We start from the raw sequence: 23,528 nt of genomic DNA on the forward strand, positions 1-23,528 counted from the left end.
CTCCTCGCGACATGCCGGACGTCATTGCAGGCCGGGGCGCGTTCAACCGCGTCCCGGCAACCAGCTATCACACCGACAGCCGGATCACGTTATAGGACAGCGGCTTCAGCGTAGCGCGAAGCCGGCCATCCTCGATCTTGGCGTCACCCGTCTTGGCGGGAACGACCGCATTGGGCCGGGACGCCGTGTTGACCGCCTCAAGCTTCTCGTGAACCATCTCGTACTGCTCGATGACGCGCGCGCCGGGGAAACCTTCCAGCCGGGTGTCAAGATCGAGTGCCGAGTCCAGATGGCGGTTCACGGCAAACAGGGTGACCGTATTCCCCGAGGCGTCGTGAACGGCGGAGACATCGAGATAGGGCACGTCGTCGGCCTCGTCGCTGTCGTAGGTCGGACCGTCGGTGACCGGCCGAAGCGCAAAGCCGCGGCCGTATTTCGAGGCGAAATAGAGCGGATAATAGATGGTCTGCCGCCAGGCGGGACCGCCATCCTCCGTCATAATCGGCGCGATCACATTCACGAGCTGGGCGATGCAGGCGATGCGGACCCGATCGGACCGGCGGATGAACGTGTTCAGAATGCCGCCGACCTGAAGAACATCCTCGAAATTATAGACGTCTTCGAGGAGGTGCGGCGCATCCGGCCACTCGTCGCGCGCAAGGATGTCCTTGTCCTGCTGGTTCGAGTGATACCAGACGTTCCATTCGTCGAAGGAAATGCCGATGGTCTTCTTCGAGCGTTTCTTCGCCTTGATATAGTCGATCACACCACCGATCGTGCCGATATAGCGATCGAGCTTCTCCGCCTTGGCGAGATAGTTGAGCGTGTTCTTCTCACGATTGGCGAAGTACATGTGCAGCGAGATATGGTCGGCGCTGTCGTAGCACTGTTCCAGAACCTGCGCTTCCCAATCCGGATAGGTCTTCATTTCCGAATTGGACGAACCGCAGACGACCAGCTCCAGCGACTTGTCGAAGCCGCGCATGGCCTTGGCCGTCTCGTCGGCCAGCCGACCATATTCGTAAGCCGATTTGTGACCAACCTGCCACGGACCGTCCATCTCGTTACCGAGGCACCACAGCTTCACGCCATGGGGATCGGCCCAGCCATGCTTGCGGCGCAGGTCCGACCAATAGGTGCCGCTTGGATGATTGCAATATTCAAGGAAGTTGCGTGCGTCATCAAGGCCGCGCGAACCCAGATTGACGGCAAGCATCGGCTTGGTGTTGGCCTTCTTGCACCAATCGACGAACTCGTTGACGCCGATCTGGTTGCTCTCGCGGGTACGCCAGGCAAGATCGAGGCGCACGGGACGCTCGGAACGAGGCCCCACCCCGTCTTCCCAATTATAGGCGGAGACGAAATTACCGCCAGGATAGCGGCAGTAAGGTGAATTCAGTTCGCGGACCAGTTCGATAACGTCCTGACGAAACCCGTCCGCATCCGCAGTCGGATGGCCGGGCTCATAGATGCCCCCGTAGATCGCCCTGCCCAGATGCTCCAGAAACGAGCTGTAGAGCCGATCGTCGATATCGGCAATCCGGAAATCGCGATGGATGACCACTTGCGCCTTCACTGCTATCCTCCCGTATATGTATCAGATATTTCGTTCTTATACCTAGATGCTGATACACTTTTGGCAAGCCGTCAACGCCAATTTATACGCCATCCAAGCTAAAAAATCGTCCCGCACTGCAAAAAATATAGACAAAATTCAGCAAATTCAATTGATTATGCGAAAATTGCCCGAGACCGTCATTCCATAGGAATGCCGACTATATATCACAATTTATGATTTGAATTTACGAGAGATCAATCCGCATCAGGATATCGCGGCCGTAATTGCCAAAACCGCGGCCGAATATGTTCACCCCGCCGGTATGGCGGGCATCATCGGCAATGCCGATCCGAAGCCGGATCGAGGAATGTTGGCTGATGGCAAGGTCATCGATGGTGACATCCGAAGCGGCGATGCCGTCGATGAATGTGCCCTTTTTCGAGATCCGCCAGGTCTTGAGCTTGCCGTATTGGGAGCCTTCGAGCTTCCACCAGCCCGGCGTGAAGGCGCCACGCTTGTCGCCGTAATCACCCGGCGACGTCCACATGCCGACGGCAACGCCGTTGACCCAGATGGTGATGTCGGAGGGCCAGTCGGGATTGGTTCCGGGAACTTCGGAAGACAGCTCCATCGAGAACTCAATGGCGTTGACGTTTTTGTTCAAGATCTTGGCGTTGTTGGGGAATTTATATTCCACATGCCCACGTCCGAACCACAGCAAACCGGCCTGCATGCGCTGGGGATCAAGGAAATAGTCGGGAACATCGAGCAGACCGATCACACCCTCGGTGGAGCAAAGCCCACACGGCGCATGGGTCTCGCAGCTCGTATAGAGACCGATCGGCATCGCCACTTCGATCACGTCTTCGTCGTGCTTCAAGGCGGGATCCTCGAAACTGACAAGGATCTCGTCATAAAGCGCGGAACAGATCTTCTGGTATCCCTTGCGGGCTTTTGCAGCCTTGGTTTCGACCAGGCCGGCCTCTTCCAGGATCATGATTCCGGTCGCAACCGTCGACTGTGGCAAGTCCAAGGCCCGCGCGATTTCATTCACATTCAGCGGGCCTTTGGAGCATAGCAACCTGAGCATATCCACGCGCGCAGGCACGGAGAGCGCTCGCAACGCCGCAGCATTCTCACCGGCATAGATCGTTAGAAAGCCGCGTTTCATCGTTTCCTGCGTGCCCCATCAATTACCTTCATTTATATCAGCATTTTTGATTTAACAAGACCATCGATGGATACAGATTGATTTCGCGTCTGGCGGCCTAATCTCCTGCGTGTGGCTGCTGCGGCCCGGCTGACTGCGAGTTACTCGGCGTTCACAATGTCGGCGTCCTGGATCGCGTCAGAATTCTGGCCAAAGTCCTGGGCCACGTCCGCTCCCCCCGCCCAGGCTTCCGCCTGGCTCATCAGGGAGACCATTTCCTTTTTCAATACATGCGATCGCAGGATATCAATCGCATGATTGGGGTTGGTGCGTGGATTGTAAAAGGTCTCAATATCCTCACCGGCCTCGCGCCTTGCCGTTTCCAGGCGCGCTTTCAATTCGCTCACATCGGCTTTCACCACAAAGTACCGTCTCATCGTTTCGATAAGGCTCCGGTCGCTTTCGTTCGACGTCATCAATTTTCCGTCTCGTTATTGTCGATCCGGCGCATTGATCTGATTCGAATGGCGAAATCTGGATGACGGTGTCGCTTGCAGGAGAGCGGCCATGGATAGAACCAAGCCGGCTATCGGCGATAGCTCTCTCCGCACGGCCGGCATTTATAAGATTTTTATATCTTTCCTCTTCCCGCCGTCTCGAACCTTAATGCGGTTTGGGCGCATATTGACATTAGAGATATCTAAAGGATGATCTCCATGCCGGGAAGAAACGAAAGGCGCCTTCTTTGAAGGTGCCTTCGGTCCATTTCGGTGTTCCACAAGAACAATCAAGGATCAACGATCGATGATGGACATTCTTCTTATCGGGATCGGCGTTTTATTTTTCATTCTGTGCATCGCTTATACCAAAGCCTGCGACAGCCTCTAGTCGGAGAGACACCAATGCTCCTGGATTATATTCTCGGCGGCGGCGTGACTATCTTCCTCACCGCCTACCTGATCTACGCCCTCATTCGCCCTGAGCGCTTTTAATTTTTAGCGCCAGATAGGGAAAGTTACCCCCATGACCTTCAATGGATGGCTTCAGATCCTGATCTATATCGGGATCCTTCTTTTGCTCGTCAAACCGCTCGGCGGTTACATGACGCGTGTCTTCACGGGCGAGCGCACACTTCTCTCCTACGTCCTCGGTCCGCTCGAACGGGGGATTTATCGCATTGCGGGAACGGATGAGCGCGAGGAGCAGCACTGGACGACCTATTCGATCTCCATGCTGCTGTTCAGCCTCGCCGGCTTCCTAATGCTCTATTTCCTTCAGCGGTTCCAGGCGAGCCTGCCCTACAATCCCGCGGGCATGTCCTCGATCGGCCCTGAGCTTTCGTTCAACAACGCCGCCAGCTTCGTGACCAACACCAACTGGCAGAGCTACGGCGGCGAAAGCACGATGTCCTATCTCGTGCAGATGGCCGGTTTCACCGTCCAGAATTTCGTCTCTGCCGCGACAGGCATCGCGCTTGCCATTGCGCTGATCCGCGCCTTTTCGCGTGCCTCCGGCAAGGCGATCGGCAACTTCTGGGTCGATCTGACCCGGGCAACACTTTATGTCCTGCTACCTGCCTGCATCGTCATGACATTGGTCTTCGTCTATCTCGGCGTACCGCAGACGCTCGGACCCTATGTCAACGCCACGACGCTCGAAGGCGCGCAGCAGACGATTGCCGTCGGCCCGGTTGCCTCGCAGCTTGCGATCAAAATGCTCGGCACCAATGGCGGCGGCTTCTTCAACGCTAACTCCGCTCACCCCTTCGAAAATCCGGACGCGATCTCCAATCTGATCCAGATGCTGGCGATCTTTGCCATCGGCGCAGCGCTCACCAACGTCTTCGGACGCATGGTCGGCAACCAGCGTCAGGGCTGGGCCATCCTCGCGGCGATGGGCACGCTGTTCATCGCCGGTGTCATCGTCACCTATTGGGCTGAAGCTGCCGGCAATCCGCTGGTGCATGCGCTCGGCGTCCAGGGCGGCAATATGGAAGGCAAGGAAGTCCGCTTCGGCATCACCATGTCGTCGCTCTTCGCGGTCATCACCACGGCGGCCTCCTGCGGCGCGGTCAACGGCATGCTCGGCAGCTTCACGGCGATTGGCGGCATGATCCCGTTGATCAACCTGCAGCTCGGCGAAGTCATCGTCGGCGGTGTCGGCGCCGGTTTCTACGGCATCCTGATGTTCGTTATCATTGCCATCTTCGTCGCCGGCCTGATGGTCGGACGTACACCGGAATATCTCGGCAAGAAGATCGAGGCCAAGGAAGTGAAGATGGCGATGCTCGCCGTACTTTGCCTGCCGGCCGGCATGTTGATCTTTACGGCGATCTCCGTTGTTCTGCCCAGCGCAGTTGCCTCGATTGGCAATCCAGGCCCGCATGGCTTCTCGGAAATCCTCTACGCCTACAGCTCAGCGGCGGCGAATAACGGCTCGGCCTTCGCCGGTCTCTCCGCCAACACGACCTGGTACAACATCACGCTTGGTGTCGTCATGCTGATCGGCCGCTTCCTGGTCATCGTTCCGGCGCTCGCCATTGCCGGTTCGCTGATCGCCAAGAAGACGGTTCCCGCTTCGGCCGGCACCTTCCCAACGGATGGTCCGCTGTTCGTCGGCCTGCTGGTGGGCACGATCCTGATCGTCGGCGGCCTGACCTTCTTCCCGGCGCTCGCGCTCGGCCCCATCGTCGAGCATCTGTCGATGATCGCCGGCCAGGCCTTCTGAGGAACATAGCAATGACGCAGCCACTCATGCCCAGGCTTCGAAAGCTCATCGATCCACGCCCCTCAGACAGGGGGCGTGGCCCGGCCCGAACGGCCTGCGCTTCCGATGCCATTTTGGTGGCGATGGTCACGCTGCTCCTCGGCCTTGTGGTCTTCGGTTTCTTACTTGGCTGACCGGGCAATCCCGGTCTGCCGTTTCCCTCTTCACGCTGGAGTCTCTTATGAGCCAGTTAAAATCCGCGAGTATTTTGGATTCTCGCATCCTCGTTCCGGCCGTGGGCGCCGCTTTCCAAAAGCTGAACCCGCGGACGCTTGCCAAGAACCCCGTCATGTTCGTGGTCGCCGTCGTCTCGGCGCTGACCACCGTGCTCTTCCTGCGCGATCTCCTGACCGGCGGCGGCAATCTCGGCTTCTCCCTCCAGATCAATATCTGGCTCTGGTTCACCGTGCTGTTTGCCAACTTCGCCGAAGCCGTTGCTGAGGGCCGCGGCAAGGCGCAAGCCGAGTCGCTGCGCAAGTCGCGCACCGAGACCCAGGCAAAGCTTCTCTCCGGCAATAGCCGCACCGATTATAAGATGGTGCCCGGTACCAGCCTGAAAGTCGGCGATGTCGTGCTGGTCGAGGCCGGCGACATCATCCCCTCCGATGGCGAAGTCATCGAAGGCGTGGCCTCGGTCAACGAAGCGGCGATCACCGGTGAATCTGCCCCGGTCATCCGCGAATCCGGCGGCGACCGCTCGGCTGTCACCGGCGGCACGCAGGTGCTCTCCGATGAGATCCGCGTTCGCATCACGGCCGCTGCCGGCTCGACCTTCATCGACCGCATGATCGCGCTCGTCGAAGGCGCGGAGCGTCAGAAGACCCCGAACGAGATCGCGCTCAACATCCTGCTCGCCGGCATGACGCTGATCTTCGTGCTCGCCACGGTGACGATCCCGAGCTTTGCAGCTTACGCCGGCGGCTCGATCCCGACCGTCGTCCTCGTCGCTCTATTCGTAACGCTGATCCCGACCACCATCGGCGCGTTGCTGTCGGCCATCGGTATCGCCGGCATGGACCGCCTGGTGCGCTTCAACGTGCTCGCCATGTCTGGCCGTGCCGTCGAAGCTGCCGGCGACGTCGACACGCTGCTGCTCGACAAGACCGGCACGATTACCCTCGGCAACCGCCAGGCCACCTCCTTCCGCCCGGTCAAGGGCGTGACGGAGCAGGATCTGGCCGATGCGGCACAGCTCGCCTCGCTCGCCGACGAAACGCCCGAGGGACGCTCCATTGTCGTGCTCGCCAAGGAAAAATATGCGATCCGTGGCCGCGACATGACCAGCCTGAAGGCCACTTTCGTGCCCTTCACTGCCCAGACCCGCATGAGTGGCGTCGATGTCGAAGGCTCGTCTATCCGCAAGGGCGCGGTGGACGCGGTGTTGGCCTATGTCAACGGCAGCGCCGCTACTGCCTCCAGCACCGGCGCGACGGTGATTTCACGCACCAGCAGCGAGACCGTCCGCGAACTGCAAGCGATTTCGGACGAAATCTCCAAGGCCGGCGGCACGCCGCTTGCCGTTGCCCGCGACGGTCGCCTGCTTGGCGTCATCCAGCTCAAGGACATCGTCAAGGGCGGGATCCGCGAGCGTTTCGCCGAACTGCGCCGCATGGGCATCCGCACGGTGATGATCACTGGCGACAACCCGCTGACAGCCGCAGCCATCGCCGCGGAAGCCGGCGTGGATGATTTCCTCGCCCAGGCAACGCCGGAAATGAAGCTGGCGCTGATGCGCGAGGAGCAGGCCAAGGGCAAGCTCGTCGCCATGTGCGGTGACGGCACCAACGACGCCCCGGCGCTTGCCCAGGCCGACGTTGGCGTCGCCATGAATACCGGTACGGTCGCTGCCCGCGAGGCCGGCAACATGGTCGACCTCGACAGCGACCCGACCAAGCTCATTGAGATCGTCGAGATCGGCAAGCAATTGCTGATGACCCGCGGCGCGCTCACCACCTTCTCGATCGCCAACGACATCGCCAAGTATTTCGCCATCATCCCGGCGATGTTCATCGCGTTCTATCCGCAGTTGAAGATGCTGAACGTCATGGGGCTGGCGACGCCGCAGAGCGCCATCCTTTCCGCCATCATCTTCAACGCGCTGATCATCATTGCCCTGATCCCGCTGTCGCTGAAGGGCGTTCGCTATCGTCCGATCGGCGCCGGTGCCCTGCTCAGCCGCAATCTTCTGATCTACGGCCTAGGCGGCATTATCGTGCCCTTCATCGGCATCAAGGCCATCGATATGGCGATCACCGCCATCGGCCTGGTCTAAGGAGTCTTTCCCATGCTGAAACTAATCCGACCGGCCATCGTCATGATCGTGGTCACCACAGCCGTCACCGGCCTTGCCTATCCGCTTGCCATGACAGGGATCGCCCAGGCGCTCTTCCCGCATCAGGCAAACGGCAGCCTCGTGGAGAAGGACGGCAAGGTGATCGGCTCCAGCCTCATCGGCCAGAGCTTCACCGCCGACCGCTACTTCCACGGCCGTCCGTCGGCGACGACAGGTGCAGACCCGAACGACGCAACCAAAACAGTTGCCGCACCCTACAACGCCTCCAATTCCATGGGCTCCAATCTCGGTCCGACCAGTTCGAGCCTGATGACCCGTATCAAGGGCGATGTCGCAACGTTGCAGGCGCAGAACCCGAATGCCCCTGTTCCGATCGATCTGGTCACGACGTCCGGCAGCGGCCTCGATCCGCATATCTCGCCGGAGGATGCCTATTTCCAGATCCCGCGCGTCGCCAAGGCGCGCGGCCTGGATGAGGCCAAGCTCCGTTCGATCGTCGACGCTGCCGTCGAGCCTCGCGAACTCGGTGTTTTCGGCGAGCCCGTCGTCAACGTCCTGGCATTGAACCAGGCGTTGGATGCTTCTATGACTCAATAAGACCAAGAGGTTGAGGCGGCCATCACTGCCTCAACCATCGCCCGTCGAGAAAGACCGATCGATGCCAGATGATAGCCGCGACACGCTGAACAGGCCCTCTCCCGACGCGCTTCTGGAGAAGGCACGGCAGGAAACGCGCGGCCGTCTAAAGATCTTTCTGGGTGCAGCGCCCGGCGTCGGCAAGACCTACGAAATGCTGCTTTCCGGCAAGGCCAAGATTGCCGACGGTGTCGATGTCGTCGTTGGCGTAGTCGAGACCCACGGCCGGCGCGAGACGCAGGCCTTGCTCGAAGGCTACGAGATCATTCCCCGCGTCAATGTCGACTACAAGGGCCGCGCACTCGACGAGATGGACCTCGATGCCATTCTCAAACGCCGGCCTGGCCTCGTGCTCGTCGATGAACTCGCCCACTCCAACGCCCATGGCAGTCGGCATCCGAAGCGCTATCTCGACGTCAAGGAGCTGCTCGATCGCGGCATCGACGTCTATACGACGCTGAACATCCAGCACGTCGAAAGCCTGAACGATGTCGTGTCGCAGATCACGCGTGTCCGCGTCCGTGAAACCGTGCCGGATTCGATCATCGACCTAGCCGACGATGTCGAGATCATCGACCTGACCCCCGACGACCTGATCAAGCGCCTGCACGACGGCAAGGTCTATGTGTCGCGGACGGCCGAGCGGGCGCTGACCAACTACTTCACCCCCGGCAATCTGACGGCGCTGCGCGAACTGGCGCTGCGGCGTACGGCGCAGCGGGTCGACGACCAGCTTCTGACACACATGCAAGCACACGCGATCCCCGGCCCATGGGCTGCGGGCGAACGCGTACTGGTCTCCATCGATCATCATCCGCGCTCGGCTTCACTGGTGCGCTATGCCGCCCGCATGGCCTCGCGCCTGCGGGCGCCCTGGGCAGCCGTCTATGTCGAAACCAACCGGGCGATCAGCCTGACCGAGGCGCAACGCGACACCATTGCCGCGACACTCAGGCTTGCCGAGCAGCTTGGTGGCGAGGCCATCACCATTCCCGGCCGCGAAGTCGCCGAGGAGCTGCTCCGTCATTCCGCCAGCAACAATGTCACCCATATCGTCATCGGCTCGCCGAAGGTCGGCACCTGGCGGGACTGGTCCAGGGCTTCGGTCTCCTACGAATTGATCCGCAAGGCCGGCGACATCAGCGTTCATGTCATCTCCGGTAGCGATGCTGAGGCGTCGCCGGCGAGCCGCGGCGTCAAATCGGCGCCCGCGCCGACCCCATTCCAGTTGCGTGGCTATATCCTTGCGACACTCTATGTCGCCGTCGCGCTCGGTGTCTGCGTCATTCTCGATCAAGTGCTCGACGTCCGAAACCTGGCGCTGGTATTCCTGATGGCGGTGCTGGCGACCGCCGTCACCCAAGGCTTGCGGCCGGCGCTCTATTCCTGCCTGCTAGGCGCGCTCGCCTTCAACTTCTTCTTTCTGCCGCCGCGCTACACGCTGACGATCAGCGATCCCGAAAGCGTGCTAGCCTTCTTCTTCTTCCTCGGCGTCGCCATCATCGCCAGCAACCTGACCGCAACCGTGCAACGTCAGGCGGCATCGGCGCGCCAGCGGGCGCGAACGACCGAAGATCTCTATCTTTTCTCGAAGAAGCTTGCCGGCACCGGCACGCTTGATGACGTGCTTTGGGCTACAGCCTTCCAGCTCGCCTCGATGCTGAAGGTGCGCGTGGTGCTGTTGCTGCCGGAGGACGGCACGATTGCTGTCAAGGCCGGCTATCCACCCGATGATACGCTCGATGACGCCGATATCGCCGCCGCGCGCTGGGCCTGGGAGCATAATCATGCCGCCGGCCGTGGAGCCGATACGCTGCCGGGCGCCAAGCGCCTCTATGTGCCGTTGCGCACCGGCCGCACCGCCGTCGGCGTCATCGGCCTTGATAGCGACCGCCGTGACGGGCCGCTTTTGACGCCGGAGCAGCAGCGGCTTCTCGATGCCCTCGCCGATCAGGCCGCCCTTGCCATCGAGCGCGTGCAGCTCGTCGCCGATGTCGACCGCGCCAAGCTGGCCGTCGAGGCCGACCGGCTGCGTTCGGCCTTGCTGACCTCGATCTCGCATGACCTGAAAACGCCGCTTGCTGCCATTCTCGGGGCTGCCGGCACCTTGCGCGACTATCTAGAAACCATGTCGCATGAAGACCGCGTCGATCTGCTATCGACGGTGGTCGACGAGTCCGAGCGGCTGAACCGCTTCATCGCCAATCTGCTCGACATGACCAAGATTGAGTCCGGCGCAATGGAGCCGAATTATGCTCTCCACTACGGTGGCGATATCGTCGGCAGTGCGCTTCGGCGTGGCGCGAAAATCCTTGCCCGACATCGCGTCGAGACACAGATGCCGGCCGATCTGCCGATGGTGAAGGTCGATCCCGTGCTCTTTGAGCAGGTGCTGTTCAACCTGCTCGACAATGCCGCCAAATACGCGCCCGAAGAGTCCACCATCCGCCTGGAGGCCTGGGCCGATGTCGACAATGTCGTCTTTCGGATCATGGACGAAGGCCCCGGTATTCCGCCCGCCGATCTCGAGCGCGTCTTCGACACCTTCTATCGCGTCCGCAAGGGCGATCAGGTGCGGGCCGGCACGGGCCTCGGCCTTTCCATCTGCCGCGGCTTCATCGAGGCCATGGCCGGTACGATTACCGCGGGCAACCGCACGGACCGCCAGGGCGCGGTCTTCACCATTCGCCTGCCGAAACCAACAGATCTCCCCAAGCTGGATGAATTGAAATGAACACGACAGCCGTCAAGATACTCGTTGTCGATGACGAGCCGCCGATCCGCAAATTGCTGCGTGTCGGCCTGAGCGCCCAGGGCTATCTGGTCAATGAGGCCCCGAATGCCGCAGCAGCAAAACTGTCGGTGGAAGAAGATCGGCCCGACCTGATCATTCTCGACCTCGGCCTGCCCGACAAGCCCGGCCACGACCTGTTGCAGGAATGGCGCGAGGATGGACTGGAGATACCGGTCGTTATTCTCTCAAGCAGAACCGACGAGGCCGGCATCGTCAAGGCGCTTGAAACCGGCGCCGACGATTATGTCACCAAGCCTTTCGGCGTGAATGAACTCGCCGCGCGCATCCGCGTTGCACTCCGCCACCGCCTGCAGCAGCAGGGCGAAAAGGCGATCTTCCAGACCGGCGGCCTGTCGCTTGATCTCGTCAAGCGCATCGTCAAGGTCGACGGCAAGGAGGTAAAGCTCTCACCGAAGGAATACGACATCCTGCGGGTGCTGGCGCAGCATGCGGGCAAGGTGCTGACGCATCAGTTCCTGTTGAAACAGGTCTGGGGACCGGCGGCGGATGTGCAGTATCTGCGCGTCTACGTCCGCCAGCTCAGACAGAAGATCGAACAGATTCCGGATCAACCGCAATACATCACCACGGAGACCGGCGTCGGCTACCGCCTGCGTGAGCCGGAATGACGCCATGATCCCGTGGCTGCGCACCAGGCAGCGCCTCGTCGTAGAGACCGACGAGGCCAAGTCATGTTCGAATTATCGATGTCCGAGCCCGAGAGTGACCATGGACCTTTCCACCATCATCCTGCCCGAACATGTTTTTGTCGGTCTTTCCGCGCCGACAAAATGGCGGGCGCTGCAGCTTCTGTCGTCGAAGGCGGCCCGTTGCCTCGGCCTGGACGAAGGCGCGGTCCTGCAGGCATTGGAGGGACGAGAAAATCTGGGAACGACCGGGATCGGCAACGGCATCGCCGTTCCGCATGCGGCGATTGCCGGAATGACGCGCCCGCGCGGATTGATGGTTCGTTTCGGTCAACCGGTCGACTTCCAGGCGATCGATGATGTGCCGACGGATCTGGCCTTCGTGCTGCTCTTTGGCGAAAACGGCCGCAGCGAGTATCTGAACGTGCTCGCTGCCATCGCCAGGCGGCTCAGAGCGGAAGGTGTGCTGCCGGCCATGCGACAGGCAAAAACCGCTGACGAACTCTACTCGGTTTTCATGCCTGACTCGATTTGATAGCTTGCTAGCTGTCAGCCGCAGTCAAAGCGCAGGAATGTGATTTCACATTCCTTGATTATATGGGATTCCGTTCTATGTATGCGCGCTAAGCGGGAACAATCTTCGTTACTTTATACGACCAAGTTGATAGGGTTTAAGTAACAACGAAGGAGGTCACCCATGCAGACGATAAAGCTTTCCCGGCTTCTCGCCACCGCAGTTCTCATTGGCAGTTTCTCGCTGGCTGGCGCCGTAGCGCCGACATGGGCCGCGGACAAGACGCTTCTCAATGTTTCGTACGATCCGACGCGCGAACTGTACAAGGACTTCAACGCAGCCTTCGCCGCCAAGTGGAAGAAAGATACGGGTGAAACCATCAATATCAAGGCGTCGCATGGCGGCTCGGGCGCGCAGGCTCGCTCGGTCATCGACGGCCTTGATGCCGATGTCGTAACGCTGGCGCTCGAGGGCGACATCGACGCCATCGCCAAGGCCACGAAAAAGATCCCGGCCGACTGGAAGACCAAGTTCCCGAACAACAGCGTTCCCTACACGTCGACGATCGTATTCCTGGTGCGCAAGGGCAATCCGAAGGGCATCAAGGATTGGTCTGACCTAGTCAAGGACGGCGTCGAAGTCATCACGCCGAACCCGAAGACCTCCGGCGGCGCCCGCTGGAACATCCTGGCAGCCTGGGCCTGGGCCAAGCAGGCCAATGGTGGCGATGACGCCAAGGCGCAGGACTATGTCGCCCAGCTTCTGAAGCATGTGCCGGTGCTTGATACCGGTGCCCGTGGCGCGACCACGACCTTCGTCCAGCGCGGCCTCGGCGACGTTCTGCTTGCCTGGGAAAACGAGGCCTATCTGTCGCTCGAAGAACTCGGCCCCGATAAATTCGAGATCGTGACGCCCACCGTTTCGATCCGTGCCGATCCGCCGGTCGCCGTCGTTGACGGCAATGTCGATACCAAGGGCACCCGCAAGGAAGCCGAGGCTTACCTCAACTACCTCTATTCCGACGAGGGCCAGAAGATCGCGGCCAAGCATTACTACCGGCCGATCAAGCCGGAAGCAGCCGATCCCAAGGATATTGCACGGTTCCCCGCTTTGAAGCTTGCAACCATTGACGATTTTGGTGGATGGTCTCAAGCTCAGCCGAAGTTCTTCGCCGATGGCGGTGTCTTCGACCAGATTTACAAGCCGGGACAATAATTCTGAATGCATGCAATAACCCGCAAACGGTGGCGGTTTCGGCAGCCGAGTGTCATTCCGGGATTCGGATTGGCGCTCGGCGTTACCTTGACTTGGCTCATCCTGATCGTTCTCATCCCGCTCTCGGGATTGCTGTGGAAGAGCAGTTCTCTCGGCTGGTCCCAATTCTGGGCCATTGCACTTGATCAGCGCACTCTCAATGCCTTGCGCATGAGCTTTGGCGGCGCCTTCATCGCGGCGATCGTCAATGCCGTCTTTGGGCTGATCATGGCATGGGTCCTGGTGCGCTACCGCTTTCCCGGCAAGCGCATCATCGACGCCATGGTCGACCTGCCCTTCGCGCTGCCGACCGCCGTTGCCGGTATCGCGCTGACGACGCTTTATGCGCCGAACGGCTGGATCGGGCAGTTCTTGGCACCACTCGGCATCAAGATCGCCTTCACACCCATCGGCATCGTCATCGCACTGATCTTCGTCGGCCTGCCCTTCGTGGTGCGGACGGCGCAGCCGGTTATGGAGGAGATCGACCGCGAAGTCGAAGAGGCCGCGGCAACGCTCGGCGCCAGCCGCTTCCAGACGATCACCCGCGTCCTGCTGCCGGGCCTCGCGCCGGCCGCCCTCACCGGCTTTGCGCTCGCTTTTGCGCGTGCGGCCGGCGAATACGGCTCAGTGATCTTCATCGCCGGCAACAGACCCTATGTCTCGGAAATCGCACCATTGCTCATCGTCATCAAGCTCGAGGAGTATAATTACGCTGCGGCCACAGCGATCGCGACGATGATGCTGATCATTTCCTTCATCATGTTGCTGATCATCAATCTCATTCAATCCTGGAGCAGAAGGAGATACGGCTATGGCGCATGACGCCCCCTCCTCTGCCGACGCGGTTCATTCGGTCATCACCGAGAGCCGGTTCGCGCGCTGGATTTTCGTTGCTATCACGCTTGCCTTCCTGACGCTGATGGTGCTGATGCCGCTCGCCGCCGTCTTCGTCGAGGCCTTCCGCAAGGGGGTCGAACAATTCTTCAGCTCCCTGGTGGACGAAGAGACCTTCGCCGCTATCCGGCTGTCCTTGATCGTCGCCGGCATCAGCGTGCCGCTCAATCTGGTCTGCGGTGTCGCCGCCGCCTGGGCGATCGCCAAGTTCGAATTCAAGGGCAAGGCGTTCCTGACGACGCTGATCGATCTGCCGTTCTCCGTGTCGCCGGTTATCTCGGGCCTGGTCTTCGTGCTGCTGTTCAGCTCGAACAGCACGCTCGGCCCCTGGCTCCAGAGCCATGGCATCCAGATCCTGTTTGCGGTTCCCGGTCTGGTGCTGGCGACGATGTTCGTCACCTTCCCCTTCGTTGCCCGTGAATTGATCCCGCTGATGCAGGAACAGGGAAATGCGGACGAAGAAGCGGCCCTGTCGCTCGGCGCCAATGGCTGGCAGACCTTCTGGCATGTGACGCTGCCCAACATCAAATGGGGTCTGCTTTACGGCGTATTGCTCTGTAATGCCCGTGCCATGGGTGAGTTCGGCGCCGTGTCGGTCGTTTCCGGCCATATCCGCGGCGAAACCAACACCATGCCGCTGCAGGTCGAAATTCTCTATAACGAATATAATTTCTCGGGGGCCTTCGCGGTAGCCACGCTTCTCGCCCTGCTCGCCCTTGTCACACTTATACTGAAGACGCTGCTGGAATTGCGCTATAGCGATGAGATCGCAGGCAGCCGGCGTCACTGAGGGAATTGTTAATGGAAGTTCGCGTTCAAAACCTCCGCAAGGAATTCGGCCGCTTTCCGGCGCTGCATGATGTCTCGCTGGATATCCGCTCTAGTGAACTGATCGCGCTGCTCGGCCCTTCCGGCTCGGGCAAGACGACGCTTTTGCGTCTGATTGCCGGATTGGAATCGCCGACCGAGGGCCAGATCTTCTTCGGCGAGGAAGACGCATCGAGGAAGACGGTGCAGCAGCGCAATATCGGCTTCGTGTTTCAGCACTATGCGCTGTTCCGCCATATGACGGTGCTGGACAATATCGGCTTCGGTCTGAAGGTCCGTTCGGCATCGCGCCGTCCTCCTCGCGCCGAAATCCATCGCCGCGCCGTCGAGCTGCTGGAACTGGTGCAGCTCAACGGCCTCGAGAAGCGCTATCCGGCGCAATTGTCCGGCGGCCAGCGGCAGCGCGTCGCGCTTGCCCGCGCCATGGCGGTCGAACCGAACGTGCTGCTTCTCGACGAGCCTTTCGGCGCACTCGACGCGCAGGTGCGCAAGGATCTGCGCAAATGGCTGCGCGAGATCCACGACCGGACCGGGCACACCACTGTTTTCGTGACCCACGATCAGGAAGAGGCGCTGGAACTGGCCGACCGCGTCGTCGTGCTCAACAAGGGCGCGATCGAGCAGGTGGGCACGCCGGACGAGATCTATGACACGCCCAATTCGCCCTTCGTCTACGGCTTCATCGGCCAGTCCAACCGTGTGAAGGTGCGCGTCACCAATGGTGAGATCTGGTTCGAGGAGCGTCCGCTGGGCTTGAGCACCCCGCACGAGCCCGATGGCGAGGCCTATCTCTATTTCCGCCCGCACGATATCGAGCTGCATGAGGGCGACGGCGGCTGTATCGCCGGTCTGCTGACCTCCAGCCGCCGCGTTGCCGGCACCCGCCATATCGAAATGAACATCGGCGCGCAGCACGAAACCATCGAAATCGAGCTGTCGCCGGACAAGGCCGACGCGCTTGACCGCAACCGCATCGCCTTCAAGCCGACGCGCTGGAAATTGTTCCGCAACGTTGATTGAGGTTTTCTAGCCCCTCAATCCTCCGGATGCCCCGCTGCCGCAAAGCCGCCGCCCTGATAGATGACGGCCGGATCGGTCGGGTCTTCAGGAGCGGTGTTTGCCAATATCTGCTCGCGCCAGGCCGCCGCGCTGTCCTGCGGCTTCCAGCCGAGGAATGCGGCGTTGCGGTTGTCCCACCATTGCTCGTCATTGTTGGAGGCGCCATAGACGATCGTGTGCCCGAGGCGGGATGTCTCAAAGGCGCGGCCGCAGAGCGACAGAAAATCGCGAACGCTGAACCATGTCGCGAGCATGCGCGGATTGCGCGGCTCGGGAAAGCACGAGCCGATCCGCACCGATAGCGTCTCCTGTCCGAATTTATCGAAATAGAGGCTCGCCACCGCTTCGCCATAGACTTTCGAGACGCCGTAGAGCGAATCCGGGCGCGTCGGCACGGTGCTGTCGATGCGCTCGTCGCGGCGGTAGTAGCCGATCGCATGGTTGGAGCTGGCAAAGATGATACGCGGCATGCCGGCTTGGCGGGCCGCCTCGTAGAGATTGTAGAGCCCGATGATATTGCCCTGCAGGATCAGATCGAAGGCTTTCTCGGTGGAAACACCGCCGAGGTGAATGATGCCGTCGACACCCTGGACCAGCGCATCGACGCCGCTGCGGTCGGCAAGATCGCAGCCAACGAAGCGCTCGTTCGGGCGCAGGTCGTCCACCGCGACAATGTCGGAGAGCACGACGTTTTCGGCGATCTCTGAAAGAAGCGGTCTCAGCGCCTGACCGACGCCACCAGCGGCTCCGGTCATCAACAGGGTCTTCAGCATGGGTTTCCTCCCTTATGGGTCTCGTCGAAGCGGAACCTATAAGATGGGCTTTCGTCCGTCATCAACTATCCGTATCGTCCGCGCCTGAAAATCTGGGGATGCGGGATGCCGCGAGGCGCTCGAGCAATACCGACTGAAAGATTGAGGCGGATAGGTCTATTGCCCAGCCGTCGGCGCCACTGTCAGCTCAGACCCATAGGCTTCGCGCAGCTCCCTCTGCCCCGCGATCCGATCAACCGCCTTATGGAGCAGGATTGACGTATAGCCGTCCTTGAGGTTTCCCTCGATCAAGGTGACATCGGCATTTCCGGGATTGTCCGAGCGTTCGAACCAGTCGACGGAATGGTGCAGGAAATTCATTTCGAACGCCCTGTTGGTAACGCCATGACCGACGATAATGACATTGTCCCTGCCGTTCTTCGCGTCGTGCATGACGGTCTGAAGGAACAGACGGACCCGCTGCGCCACATCGGCCCGGCTCTCGCCGTCCGGCGGCCGCGCGTAGAACTTCCCGCTATTATTGCGCAGTCTCGCCCATTTTTCGAACTCCTCGGGAAACTTCCGTTTCTGTTCGGCATGATCGTAGATCTCAGTAAAGAGACCGAAATCCTGTTCCCGCAACAGGTAATCCTCGCGGATATCCTCGACCAATGCGTCCGGCAAGGCTTCCAGCAGGGCATCCTTGCTCTGTCGCGTCCTGAGATAGGGCGAGTGCCAGATGCTCTGCTTCCGCAACTCAGTAACCGGCAGTCCCTCGAGGTAGGACGCGATCACCCGCCCTGCCTCCAGCGCCTGCCGATAGCCCCACTGCGTCAACGGAACATTGTGATCACCGAACTGCCGGTAGGCCTGGTCGCTGATGTTGCCAAGGGATTCGCCGTGTCGAACGAGAAAAATACGCATCAGCAGTCCGCAATGTCGGATGAGGATTCGAGGCCATCATGGATGGGAAGTGCATTGCGTGCAACGGGTTAGCCCGCCTGCGTCCAGATGATTTCGTGAGCCTTCGCATTTCAGGCCGTTGCGGCGCGCGCCTCTGTTTCGGCCCTCAGCGTCTCAAGGCTGACCACAGCCTTGATCGGCAGGTGGTCCGAGGCGACACGCGCCAAGGGTGAATCATGCACCTCGACGGTCGAGATCAGCCCGCTTCGGTTGGCCATGATGCGGTCGAGTGCCAACAACGGCAGCGTGGAGGGAAAACTCGGAACTGCTGGCGGCAGCGGACCGAAGGCAGCCTGGAAGGTGTTGAGCGACGAGCGGTCGCCGAGCCGCCATTCGTTGAGATCGCCGAGCAGGATGGTCGGCGTGTCGTTATCCCGGCTCATCAACTCGACGATCAGGCGCGCCTGCTGAGCGCGGGATCGAAGCAGCAGCCCGAGATGGGCGGCGATGATCCTGAGCACCCCGCCGCGCGCCAGTTCGATTTCGGCAAGCAGCGCACCGCGCGGCTCGAGCCCCGGCAGGCTGATCTGATGCACGTCGCGCACCGTGCCCTGCTTGAACAGCACCACATTGCCATGCCAGCCATGCGCCTTGCTGGCGCCCGCCACCGGCACGGGAATAAGCCCGGTCTCGCGCTCCAGCCGGCGCAGATCGAGCAGGCCCGTGCGCTCGCCGAAGCGGGTGTCGGCCTCCTGCAGGCCGATGACATCGGCGTCGATTTCATGGATGACCCGGCTGATCCGCTCCGGATCGAAGCGACGGTCGGCACCGACACATTTGTGGACATTGTAGGAAGCGATCAACGTGCCTTCCGGACGCGTCCGGTCGTCAGCCTGCTTTGCCCGCGACTTCTTTCGGTTCTTTAGGGACTCGAAGATGCTTGTCCGAAGATTTTCGTTGTTTTTTCGCATCTGTCCGCTGGCCGTTTCCGTTCTCAAAATCCCCCACACCACGTCTTCGTGAGTATATGAACCGATTGCCGGGCTTGTCATGTGAAAAGGCTTGTAGCCGCAAACACAGCTACGTCATTTTCGTCAGAGATAGGGCGAACCGAGCCAGAGGACCTTTTCGATCAGCCGAACGATGATAGGGCGTGCCCGAAGCTTGGCGAGATCGACCGGTTTTGCCGTTTCAAGGACGGTGCCGATGCGGGCTTCGATCGCGCGGGCAAAGCCGTGGTCAATCACTTCCAGATCGACCTCGAAGTTCAGCCGCAGGGAGCGCGGGTCCAGGTTGGAGGAGCCGACATAGGCCCAGGTGCCATCGATTGCCATCAGCTTCGAATGGTCGAAGGCGCCTCTAGCGCGCCAGATGCGGCAATAGTCCTTCAGCATCTGGTCGAACTGCGCCGTCATGGCGCGATCGACCAGCACAAGATTATTGGCGGCCGGCACGACGATATCCACCTCGACGCCACGCCTTGCCGCCGTCACCAGGGCGCTGATCAGCTCGCGGTCCGGCAGGAAATAGGGCGACATGATACGGATGGAGGTGCGGGCGATCGACAGAGCGCCGATGAGCATCTTGTGGTTGGTCTCAAGGCTTCGGTCAGGTCCGGAGACGATGACGCGCATGAAGACCGGCGCGCCTGGCTCGTTCGCGGGCGTCGCAATCCGCCAGTGATCGCCGCTCAATACTTCGCCGGTCACAAAGCGCCAGTCTTCGGCCGCGGTGTTGAAAAGGTCGGCCACGGCCGGGCCGGTGATGCAGAAATGTGTGTCATGGGCGTAATGATCGGCGGCAAATTCCCGGGTAAAACCCTGGCGGATATTCATGCCGCCGGTCAGCGCGATGCGGCCGTCGACGACCAGGATCTTGCGGTGGGTGCGCAGGTTGGCATAGGGCAGTCGCAGGCCGATGATGACATTGCCGTTGAAGACATAGACCTCAACGCCGCCTTTGCTGAGATAGCCCATGATGCTCGGCACCGAATAGCGGGCACCGACGGCGTCAATCAGTACGCGCGCACTGACACCGCGCTTGACGGCTGCAATCAGAGCGTCGGCGATGCGCAGGCCGATCGGATCACGGTCGAAGATATAGGTCTCCAACAGGATGCTGCGTTCGGCACCGTCGATGGCGGCCTTCATCGCGGCGTAGGCGGCATCGCCGCTTTCCAGCATCTCGATGGTGTTGCCGGTGCTCATCGGATAGCGCGACACGCGGTCACCAAGCGTCTTCATCGATCCAAAACGCTCGCCAAAGGTCCGGCGCACGATGTCGCCCTGCGCGTCGAAACTGGCGAGCTCGCCCGCCGCATCCTTCTGGAAGAGAACACTGCGCTGCGAGCTCAGCGAAGCCCGGCGAATGCGGTTGATGCCGGCGACGGCATAGACCACTGCCCCGACGATGGGCGACAGGATGATGACGCCGACCCAGCCAATCGCGGCGCGAACATCCTCCTTCGTCATCGCCGCATGGATGGCGGCCACCGTCCCCATGGCGATGGACAGGACGGCAAGGAATTGGCCCCAATGGGCGATCAGCAAATCGAACATGCGCGGAGTATAACTTTGCGCACGAAAGCTGCAATCAGCCGTACGCCCCATCTATGCCGCACGACCGGCGGCAGTGGGGATGTGGATAGGTTTTGCATTAGATATTTTTAATTGAACGATGGTCGCGCTGTCGTCATATTGATTGTTCGGCCGCTTCGCTACCGTGCATACGGTATGTCGTTTTTCTCGTGCGAAGCGCCCGCCGTGGTTAGGGAGTCGAGACTCGAGGAATTTCTCCATGGCTTGTCGGAGCCAGCGTTTCGGGTGCTCGGGGGAGGCATGCAAGCCCGCGTTTCAAGAACGGGTATTTTTCATCAACCAATGTTCAATGATGCGAACGGAGATCGGCAATGTTGGAATCGCGGGATGAATGGATCGAGAAACGTGCCTACGCCATATGGGAAGCCGAGGGTTACCCTTCCGGCCGCGATGCGGTTCACTGGGAGCAGGCAAGCCAGGAGCGCATCGCTCTTGAGAAAAGCACCGGCAAGGACAAGAAGAGCACCGCCAAGCCCAAGGCGAAGATCGACGTCAAGCCCAAGGCAACGCCTAAGGTGAAGGCTACCGTGGCAGCAGCGACCAGCGACGTCGACGCCAAGGCTGCGCCGAAACGGGTATCGAAAAAAGTCGTTGAAGCGAAGGTTTGAAGCGCGTTTTGCTGTTGATGATCAATCAATGAAATGAGCGGCCCGGCATCAAGCACCGGGCCGTTTGCTTGACGCTCCCAACCATCGAAATTCGCAGCAATTTCCGCCGATTGCCCACTGGGCACAAACAGGTGTCACATATCGATGCTATCAGGTGAAGAGGGAGCTTCGCCATGAACGATAGGTGTGTGAATGACATGGGACATCGCTGTTCCGACTGTTGTCGCGGCGGCTTGCCATGTCATGGCCGAGCCGATGTGACGCCATGACATCTCTTCTCGTTCTCGCAACCCTCTATCTTCTGGCCGCACTTGTGGTGATCATCATCATCGACCGGTCCGTCGGTATCATGTTCCCCGCATCGGGCAAGGAAAGACGTGTAGCCAATCGCCGGCCGCTTCCGGATGTGCCGAAGCAATCATCTGCATCCCACTAAGATCGGAACTTTTTCCATGGCGACGGGTTGGTCTCCTTATCAGCAAAGAGGAGAAAGACCATGCCAAGAGGAGATAAATCCGCTTACACCGACAAGCAGAAGCGCAAGGCCGAGCACATCGAGGAAAGCTACGAAAGCCGCGGCGTTTCCGAGGATGAGGCCGAACGCCGCGCTTGGGCGACCGTCAACAAGGAAAGCGGCGGCGGTAAGAAATCCGGCTCCGGCCGGGGCCGTCCTGAAAACCATGCATCGTCCGAGAAAGGTGGTCGGATCGGCGGAAAAGCCTCCGCGAGCCGCTCCGCAGCTGAACGTTCGGCTTCCGCGAAGAAAGCGGCCGCTACCCGCAAGCGCAATGAGCAACAGGCACATCATTAGCCCGGCATTTGCGGAAAGGAGCCATACGGCCCGATCCGAGAAGAAATGGTCGCAGGTCCAGCCCCTTCCGTTCCGCCACGCCGATGCTAAGCTTCCATGACGATTGTGCGGGAACAGCAGGCGGTACTAGAGACGGGAGGAACTTCGAATGGCTTATGAGCTCTACTACTGGGATGGCATTCAGGGCCGTGGCGAATTCGTGCGTCTGGCGCTCGAGGAGGCTGGCGCCGATTACATCGACGTCAGCCGTGGTCCGGCAAGCGAGGGCCAGGGCATGCGTGCGATGTTTGCCGTGATGGAGAGCAAGTTGAAAGCGCATATTCCGCTCGCCCCACCCTTTCTGAAGGATGGCGATCTCGTCATCTCGCATGTCGCCAATATCCTGATGTATCTGGGTCCCAAACTCGGCCTTGCGCCGGAGGATCAAGGCCATCGCCATGTGGTCAACGGCCTGCAATTGACGATCACCGATCTCGTCGCCGAGGTGCACGACACCCACCACCCGATCGCCACCTCGAAATATTATGAGGAGCAAAAGGAGGAAGCCAAGGCCCGCGCCGCCGAGTTTCTCGACAATCGCATGCCGAAATTCCTCGGCTATTTCGAGCGCGTCTTGGAGCAAAATCCGAAGGGGCCAATACACATATTCGGCAACCGTCTCACCTATGTCGATCTATCATTGTTCCAGGTGTTCGAAGGGCTGCGCTATGCCTTCCCACGCGCAACAGCGCATCTGAGCGACGAGTATCCGCATCTGGCTGCTTTGCGCGAGACCGTTGCAAAACGACCGAACATTGCTCGCTACCTCGCATCCGAGCGCCGCATTCCCTTCAACGAAGATGATATCTTCCGGCATTATCCCGAGCTGGACAGGAGCGCGGCATGAGCGAAGCACGGTTACTCGCACTCTTCTTTCCGGCCTGCTGGAGCATCTGGGGATTGATCTGGGCTGCCGCAGCGTTCAGCGTCAAGAAGACGACGCGGAGCGAGGATCCACTGTCGCGGTTTTCTAACACCGCCCCGATCTGGATATGCGGCCTTCTGCTGCTGGTGCCCCCAGCCCGGCTTGGCCCACTCTCGTTCCAGATCGTTCCGCAGAATCTGATCTATTATGGCATTGGCGCGGTGCTAATGGCCGTCGGCCTAAGCTTTGCCGTCTGGGCGCGCTATCACATCGGCCGCAACTGGAGCGGCGTGATCACCGTCAAGGAGGATCATGCGCTGATCCGCACCGGCCCTTATGCCATCGTCCGTCATCCCATCTATTCCGGCCTGCTGCTCGCCATCATCGGTTCGGCGCTCGCGCGTGGCGATGTCGCCGCCTTGCTGGCGATCGCCTTCATGCTCTACGCCGTCCTGCGCCGCGTCAGCATCGAGGAACGCTGGATGAGCGAGACATTCGGTCAGGCCTATGTGGACTACAAGGCCACGACGCCGGCGCTCGTGCCGTTCGTGTAATAG

General features: G+C 60.4%; 24 protein-coding genes. 17 read left to right on the forward strand and 7 right to left on the reverse strand.

The features are described 5' to 3' along the window. Positions 1 to 67: 67 nt before the first annotated feature. The 3 genes from PMI03_RS07945 to PMI03_RS07955 form a co-directional block, all read right to left on the reverse strand. Positions 68 to 1,576 (reverse strand): alpha-N-arabinofuranosidase, encoded by a 1,509-nt coding sequence (locus PMI03_RS07945; RefSeq protein WP_007691765.1) that lies wholly within the window; start codon positions 1,574 to 1,576, stop codon positions 68 to 70. A gap of 226 nt (positions 1,577 to 1,802) precedes the next feature. Beyond that, positions 1,803 to 2,729: a transcriptional regulator gene (locus tag PMI03_RS07950; RefSeq protein ID WP_007691767.1), complete on the reverse strand. Its 927-nt coding sequence runs from the start codon at positions 2,727 to 2,729 to the stop codon at positions 1,803 to 1,805. 140 nt (positions 2,730 to 2,869) lie between these two features. Further along, entirely contained in the window at positions 2,870 to 3,184 is a 315-nt protein-coding gene (locus tag PMI03_RS07955) for a hypothetical protein (protein ID WP_007691769.1), read from the reverse strand. Positions 3,185 to 3,610: 426 nt separating this feature from the next. On the opposite strand from PMI03_RS07955, the gene kdpF reads away from it, so the two are divergent. The 12 genes from kdpF (at position 3,611) to PMI03_RS08010 (ending at position 16,357) form a co-directional block, all read left to right on the forward strand. Then, on the forward strand, positions 3,611 to 3,700 hold the full coding sequence (gene kdpF, locus PMI03_RS07960; RefSeq protein WP_007691771.1) for a K(+)-transporting ATPase subunit F: 90 nt from the start codon (positions 3,611 to 3,613) through the stop codon (positions 3,698 to 3,700). A gap of 31 nt (positions 3,701 to 3,731) precedes the next feature. Then, positions 3,732 to 5,435 (forward strand): potassium-transporting ATPase subunit KdpA, encoded by a 1,704-nt coding sequence (gene kdpA / locus PMI03_RS07965; RefSeq protein WP_007691773.1) that lies wholly within the window; start codon positions 3,732 to 3,734, stop codon positions 5,433 to 5,435. Positions 5,436 to 5,446: 11 nt separating this feature from the next. Further along, the gene (locus PMI03_RS31565) at positions 5,447 to 5,608 is read left to right on the forward strand and encodes a hypothetical protein (protein ID WP_007691775.1); all 162 of its coding nucleotides are present in this window, start codon (positions 5,447 to 5,449) and stop codon (positions 5,606 to 5,608) included. A gap of 47 nt (positions 5,609 to 5,655) precedes the next feature. Then, positions 5,656 to 7,746 carry a potassium-transporting ATPase subunit KdpB gene (gene kdpB / locus PMI03_RS07970; protein ID WP_007691778.1) on the forward strand — a complete coding sequence of 697 codons (2,091 nt, stop codon included), beginning with the start codon at positions 5,656 to 5,658 and terminating at the stop codon, positions 7,744 to 7,746. Positions 7,747 to 7,758: 12 nt separating this feature from the next. Beyond that, entirely contained in the window at positions 7,759 to 8,364 is a 606-nt protein-coding gene (locus PMI03_RS07975; RefSeq protein ID WP_007691780.1) for a K(+)-transporting ATPase subunit C, read from the forward strand. A 61-nt stretch (positions 8,365 to 8,425) separates the two neighbouring features. Continuing rightward, positions 8,426 to 11,137 carry a sensor histidine kinase KdpD gene (locus PMI03_RS07980; RefSeq protein WP_007691782.1) on the forward strand — a complete coding sequence of 904 codons (2,712 nt, stop codon included), beginning with the start codon at positions 8,426 to 8,428 and terminating at the stop codon, positions 11,135 to 11,137. Next, positions 11,134 to 11,826: a response regulator transcription factor gene (locus PMI03_RS07985; RefSeq protein ID WP_007691784.1), complete on the forward strand. Its 693-nt coding sequence runs from the start codon at positions 11,134 to 11,136 to the stop codon at positions 11,824 to 11,826. The genes PMI03_RS07980 and PMI03_RS07985 overlap by 4 nt, the downstream gene beginning before the upstream one ends. A gap of 100 nt (positions 11,827 to 11,926) precedes the next feature. Continuing rightward, positions 11,927 to 12,379: a PTS sugar transporter subunit IIA gene (locus tag PMI03_RS07990; protein ID WP_007691786.1), complete on the forward strand. Its 453-nt coding sequence runs from the start codon at positions 11,927 to 11,929 to the stop codon at positions 12,377 to 12,379. A 162-nt stretch (positions 12,380 to 12,541) separates the two neighbouring features. Then, the gene (locus PMI03_RS07995; protein ID WP_007691787.1) at positions 12,542 to 13,573 is read left to right on the forward strand and encodes a sulfate ABC transporter substrate-binding protein; all 1,032 of its coding nucleotides are present in this window, start codon (positions 12,542 to 12,544) and stop codon (positions 13,571 to 13,573) included. 6 nt (positions 13,574 to 13,579) lie between these two features. Continuing rightward, positions 13,580 to 14,437 carry a sulfate ABC transporter permease subunit CysT gene (cysT, locus tag PMI03_RS08000; protein ID WP_007691788.1) on the forward strand — a complete coding sequence of 286 codons (858 nt, stop codon included), beginning with the start codon at positions 13,580 to 13,582 and terminating at the stop codon, positions 14,435 to 14,437. Beyond that, positions 14,427 to 15,299, forward strand: a complete 873-nt coding sequence (gene cysW, locus PMI03_RS08005; protein WP_007691789.1) for a sulfate ABC transporter permease subunit CysW — start codon at positions 14,427 to 14,429, stop codon at positions 15,297 to 15,299. Before cysT ends, cysW begins: the two co-directional genes overlap by 11 nt. Before the next feature lie 11 nt (positions 15,300 to 15,310). Then, positions 15,311 to 16,357: a sulfate/molybdate ABC transporter ATP-binding protein gene (locus PMI03_RS08010; protein ID WP_007691790.1), complete on the forward strand. Its 1,047-nt coding sequence runs from the start codon at positions 15,311 to 15,313 to the stop codon at positions 16,355 to 16,357. A 14-nt stretch (positions 16,358 to 16,371) separates the two neighbouring features. On the opposite strand, the gene PMI03_RS08015 is transcribed toward PMI03_RS08010, so the two are convergent. From PMI03_RS08015 to PMI03_RS08030, 4 genes are all read right to left on the reverse strand, one after another. Then, positions 16,372 to 17,169: an NAD(P)-dependent oxidoreductase gene (locus PMI03_RS08015; protein ID WP_007691791.1), complete on the reverse strand. Its 798-nt coding sequence runs from the start codon at positions 17,167 to 17,169 to the stop codon at positions 16,372 to 16,374. Between the two features lie 156 nt (positions 17,170 to 17,325). Continuing rightward, a complete protein-coding gene (locus PMI03_RS08020; RefSeq protein WP_007691792.1) occupies positions 17,326 to 18,072 on the reverse strand; it encodes a histidine phosphatase family protein in 747 nt (248 codons plus the stop codon). 110 nt (positions 18,073 to 18,182) lie between these two features. Then, entirely contained in the window at positions 18,183 to 19,022 is an 840-nt protein-coding gene (locus PMI03_RS08025; RefSeq protein ID WP_039973695.1) for an endonuclease/exonuclease/phosphatase family protein, read from the reverse strand. Between the two features lie 123 nt (positions 19,023 to 19,145). Then, positions 19,146 to 20,609 (reverse strand): phosphatidylserine/phosphatidylglycerophosphate/cardiolipin synthase family protein, encoded by a 1,464-nt coding sequence (locus PMI03_RS08030; protein ID WP_007691794.1) that lies wholly within the window; start codon positions 20,607 to 20,609, stop codon positions 19,146 to 19,148. A 350-nt stretch (positions 20,610 to 20,959) separates the two neighbouring features. Here PMI03_RS08030 and PMI03_RS08035 point away from each other — a divergent pair, with 350 nt between their 5' ends. From PMI03_RS08035 to PMI03_RS08050, 5 genes are all read left to right on the forward strand, one after another. Next, entirely contained in the window at positions 20,960 to 21,256 is a 297-nt protein-coding gene (locus PMI03_RS08035; protein WP_007691795.1) for a DUF2934 domain-containing protein, read from the forward strand. A 265-nt stretch (positions 21,257 to 21,521) separates the two neighbouring features. Beyond that, positions 21,522 to 21,692, forward strand: a complete 171-nt coding sequence (locus PMI03_RS31570) for a hypothetical protein (RefSeq protein ID WP_158008725.1) — start codon at positions 21,522 to 21,524, stop codon at positions 21,690 to 21,692. Positions 21,693 to 21,752: 60 nt separating this feature from the next. Next, on the forward strand, positions 21,753 to 22,067 hold the full coding sequence (locus PMI03_RS08040) for a hypothetical protein (protein WP_007691797.1): 315 nt from the start codon (positions 21,753 to 21,755) through the stop codon (positions 22,065 to 22,067). Between the two features lie 148 nt (positions 22,068 to 22,215). Then, positions 22,216 to 22,953 carry a glutathione S-transferase gene (locus PMI03_RS08045; protein WP_007691799.1) on the forward strand — a complete coding sequence of 246 codons (738 nt, stop codon included), beginning with the start codon at positions 22,216 to 22,218 and terminating at the stop codon, positions 22,951 to 22,953. Then, entirely contained in the window at positions 22,950 to 23,525 is a 576-nt protein-coding gene (locus PMI03_RS08050) for an isoprenylcysteine carboxylmethyltransferase family protein (RefSeq protein WP_007691800.1), read from the forward strand. Before PMI03_RS08045 ends, PMI03_RS08050 begins: the two co-directional genes overlap by 4 nt. Positions 23,526 to 23,528 lie beyond the last annotated feature (3 nt).

The organism is Rhizobium sp. AP16 (assembly GCF_000281735.1).
GTDB lineage: Bacteria > Pseudomonadota > Alphaproteobacteria > Rhizobiales > Rhizobiaceae > Rhizobium > Rhizobium rhizogenes.

What these genes read in the sequence shown, in the direction of transcription:
- PMI03_RS07950 (WP_007691767.1), bottom strand. Translation starts at nt 2,729, where the DNA reads ATGAAACGCGGCTTTCTAACGATCTATGCCGGTGAGAATGCTGCGGCG.
- PMI03_RS07955 (WP_007691769.1), bottom strand. Translation starts at nt 3,184, where the DNA reads ATGACGTCGAACGAAAGCGACCGGAGCCTTATCGAAACGATGAGACGG.
- kdpF (WP_007691771.1), top strand. Translation starts at nt 3,611, where the DNA reads ATGCTCCTGGATTATATTCTCGGCGGCGGCGTGACTATCTTCCTCACC.
- kdpA (WP_007691773.1), top strand. Translation starts at nt 3,732, where the DNA reads ATGACCTTCAATGGATGGCTTCAGATCCTGATCTATATCGGGATCCTT.
- PMI03_RS31565 (WP_007691775.1), top strand. Translation starts at nt 5,447, where the DNA reads ATGACGCAGCCACTCATGCCCAGGCTTCGAAAGCTCATCGATCCACGC.
- kdpB (WP_007691778.1), top strand. Translation starts at nt 5,656, where the DNA reads ATGAGCCAGTTAAAATCCGCGAGTATTTTGGATTCTCGCATCCTCGTT.
- PMI03_RS07975 (WP_007691780.1), top strand. Translation starts at nt 7,759, where the DNA reads ATGCTGAAACTAATCCGACCGGCCATCGTCATGATCGTGGTCACCACA.
- PMI03_RS07980 (WP_007691782.1), top strand. Translation starts at nt 8,426, where the DNA reads ATGCCAGATGATAGCCGCGACACGCTGAACAGGCCCTCTCCCGACGCG.
- PMI03_RS07985 (WP_007691784.1), top strand. Translation starts at nt 11,134, where the DNA reads ATGAACACGACAGCCGTCAAGATACTCGTTGTCGATGACGAGCCGCCG.
- PMI03_RS07990 (WP_007691786.1), top strand. Translation starts at nt 11,927, where the DNA reads ATGGACCTTTCCACCATCATCCTGCCCGAACATGTTTTTGTCGGTCTT.
- PMI03_RS07995 (WP_007691787.1), top strand. Translation starts at nt 12,542, where the DNA reads ATGCAGACGATAAAGCTTTCCCGGCTTCTCGCCACCGCAGTTCTCATT.
- cysT (WP_007691788.1), top strand. Translation starts at nt 13,580, where the DNA reads ATGCATGCAATAACCCGCAAACGGTGGCGGTTTCGGCAGCCGAGTGTC.
- cysW (WP_007691789.1), top strand. Translation starts at nt 14,427, where the DNA reads ATGGCGCATGACGCCCCCTCCTCTGCCGACGCGGTTCATTCGGTCATC.
- PMI03_RS08010 (WP_007691790.1), top strand. Translation starts at nt 15,311, where the DNA reads ATGGAAGTTCGCGTTCAAAACCTCCGCAAGGAATTCGGCCGCTTTCCG.
- PMI03_RS08015 (WP_007691791.1), bottom strand. Translation starts at nt 17,169, where the DNA reads ATGCTGAAGACCCTGTTGATGACCGGAGCCGCTGGTGGCGTCGGTCAG.
- PMI03_RS08020 (WP_007691792.1), bottom strand. Translation starts at nt 18,072, where the DNA reads ATGCGTATTTTTCTCGTTCGACACGGCGAATCCCTTGGCAACATCAGC.
- PMI03_RS08025 (WP_039973695.1), bottom strand. Translation starts at nt 19,022, where the DNA reads ATGCGAAAAAACAACGAAAATCTTCGGACAAGCATCTTCGAGTCCCTA.
- PMI03_RS08030 (WP_007691794.1), bottom strand. Translation starts at nt 20,609, where the DNA reads ATGTTCGATTTGCTGATCGCCCATTGGGGCCAATTCCTTGCCGTCCTG.
- PMI03_RS08035 (WP_007691795.1), top strand. Translation starts at nt 20,960, where the DNA reads ATGTTGGAATCGCGGGATGAATGGATCGAGAAACGTGCCTACGCCATA.
- PMI03_RS31570 (WP_158008725.1), top strand. Translation starts at nt 21,522, where the DNA reads ATGACATCTCTTCTCGTTCTCGCAACCCTCTATCTTCTGGCCGCACTT.
- PMI03_RS08040 (WP_007691797.1), top strand. Translation starts at nt 21,753, where the DNA reads ATGCCAAGAGGAGATAAATCCGCTTACACCGACAAGCAGAAGCGCAAG.
- PMI03_RS08045 (WP_007691799.1), top strand. Translation starts at nt 22,216, where the DNA reads ATGGCTTATGAGCTCTACTACTGGGATGGCATTCAGGGCCGTGGCGAA.
- PMI03_RS08050 (WP_007691800.1), top strand. Translation starts at nt 22,950, where the DNA reads ATGAGCGAAGCACGGTTACTCGCACTCTTCTTTCCGGCCTGCTGGAGC.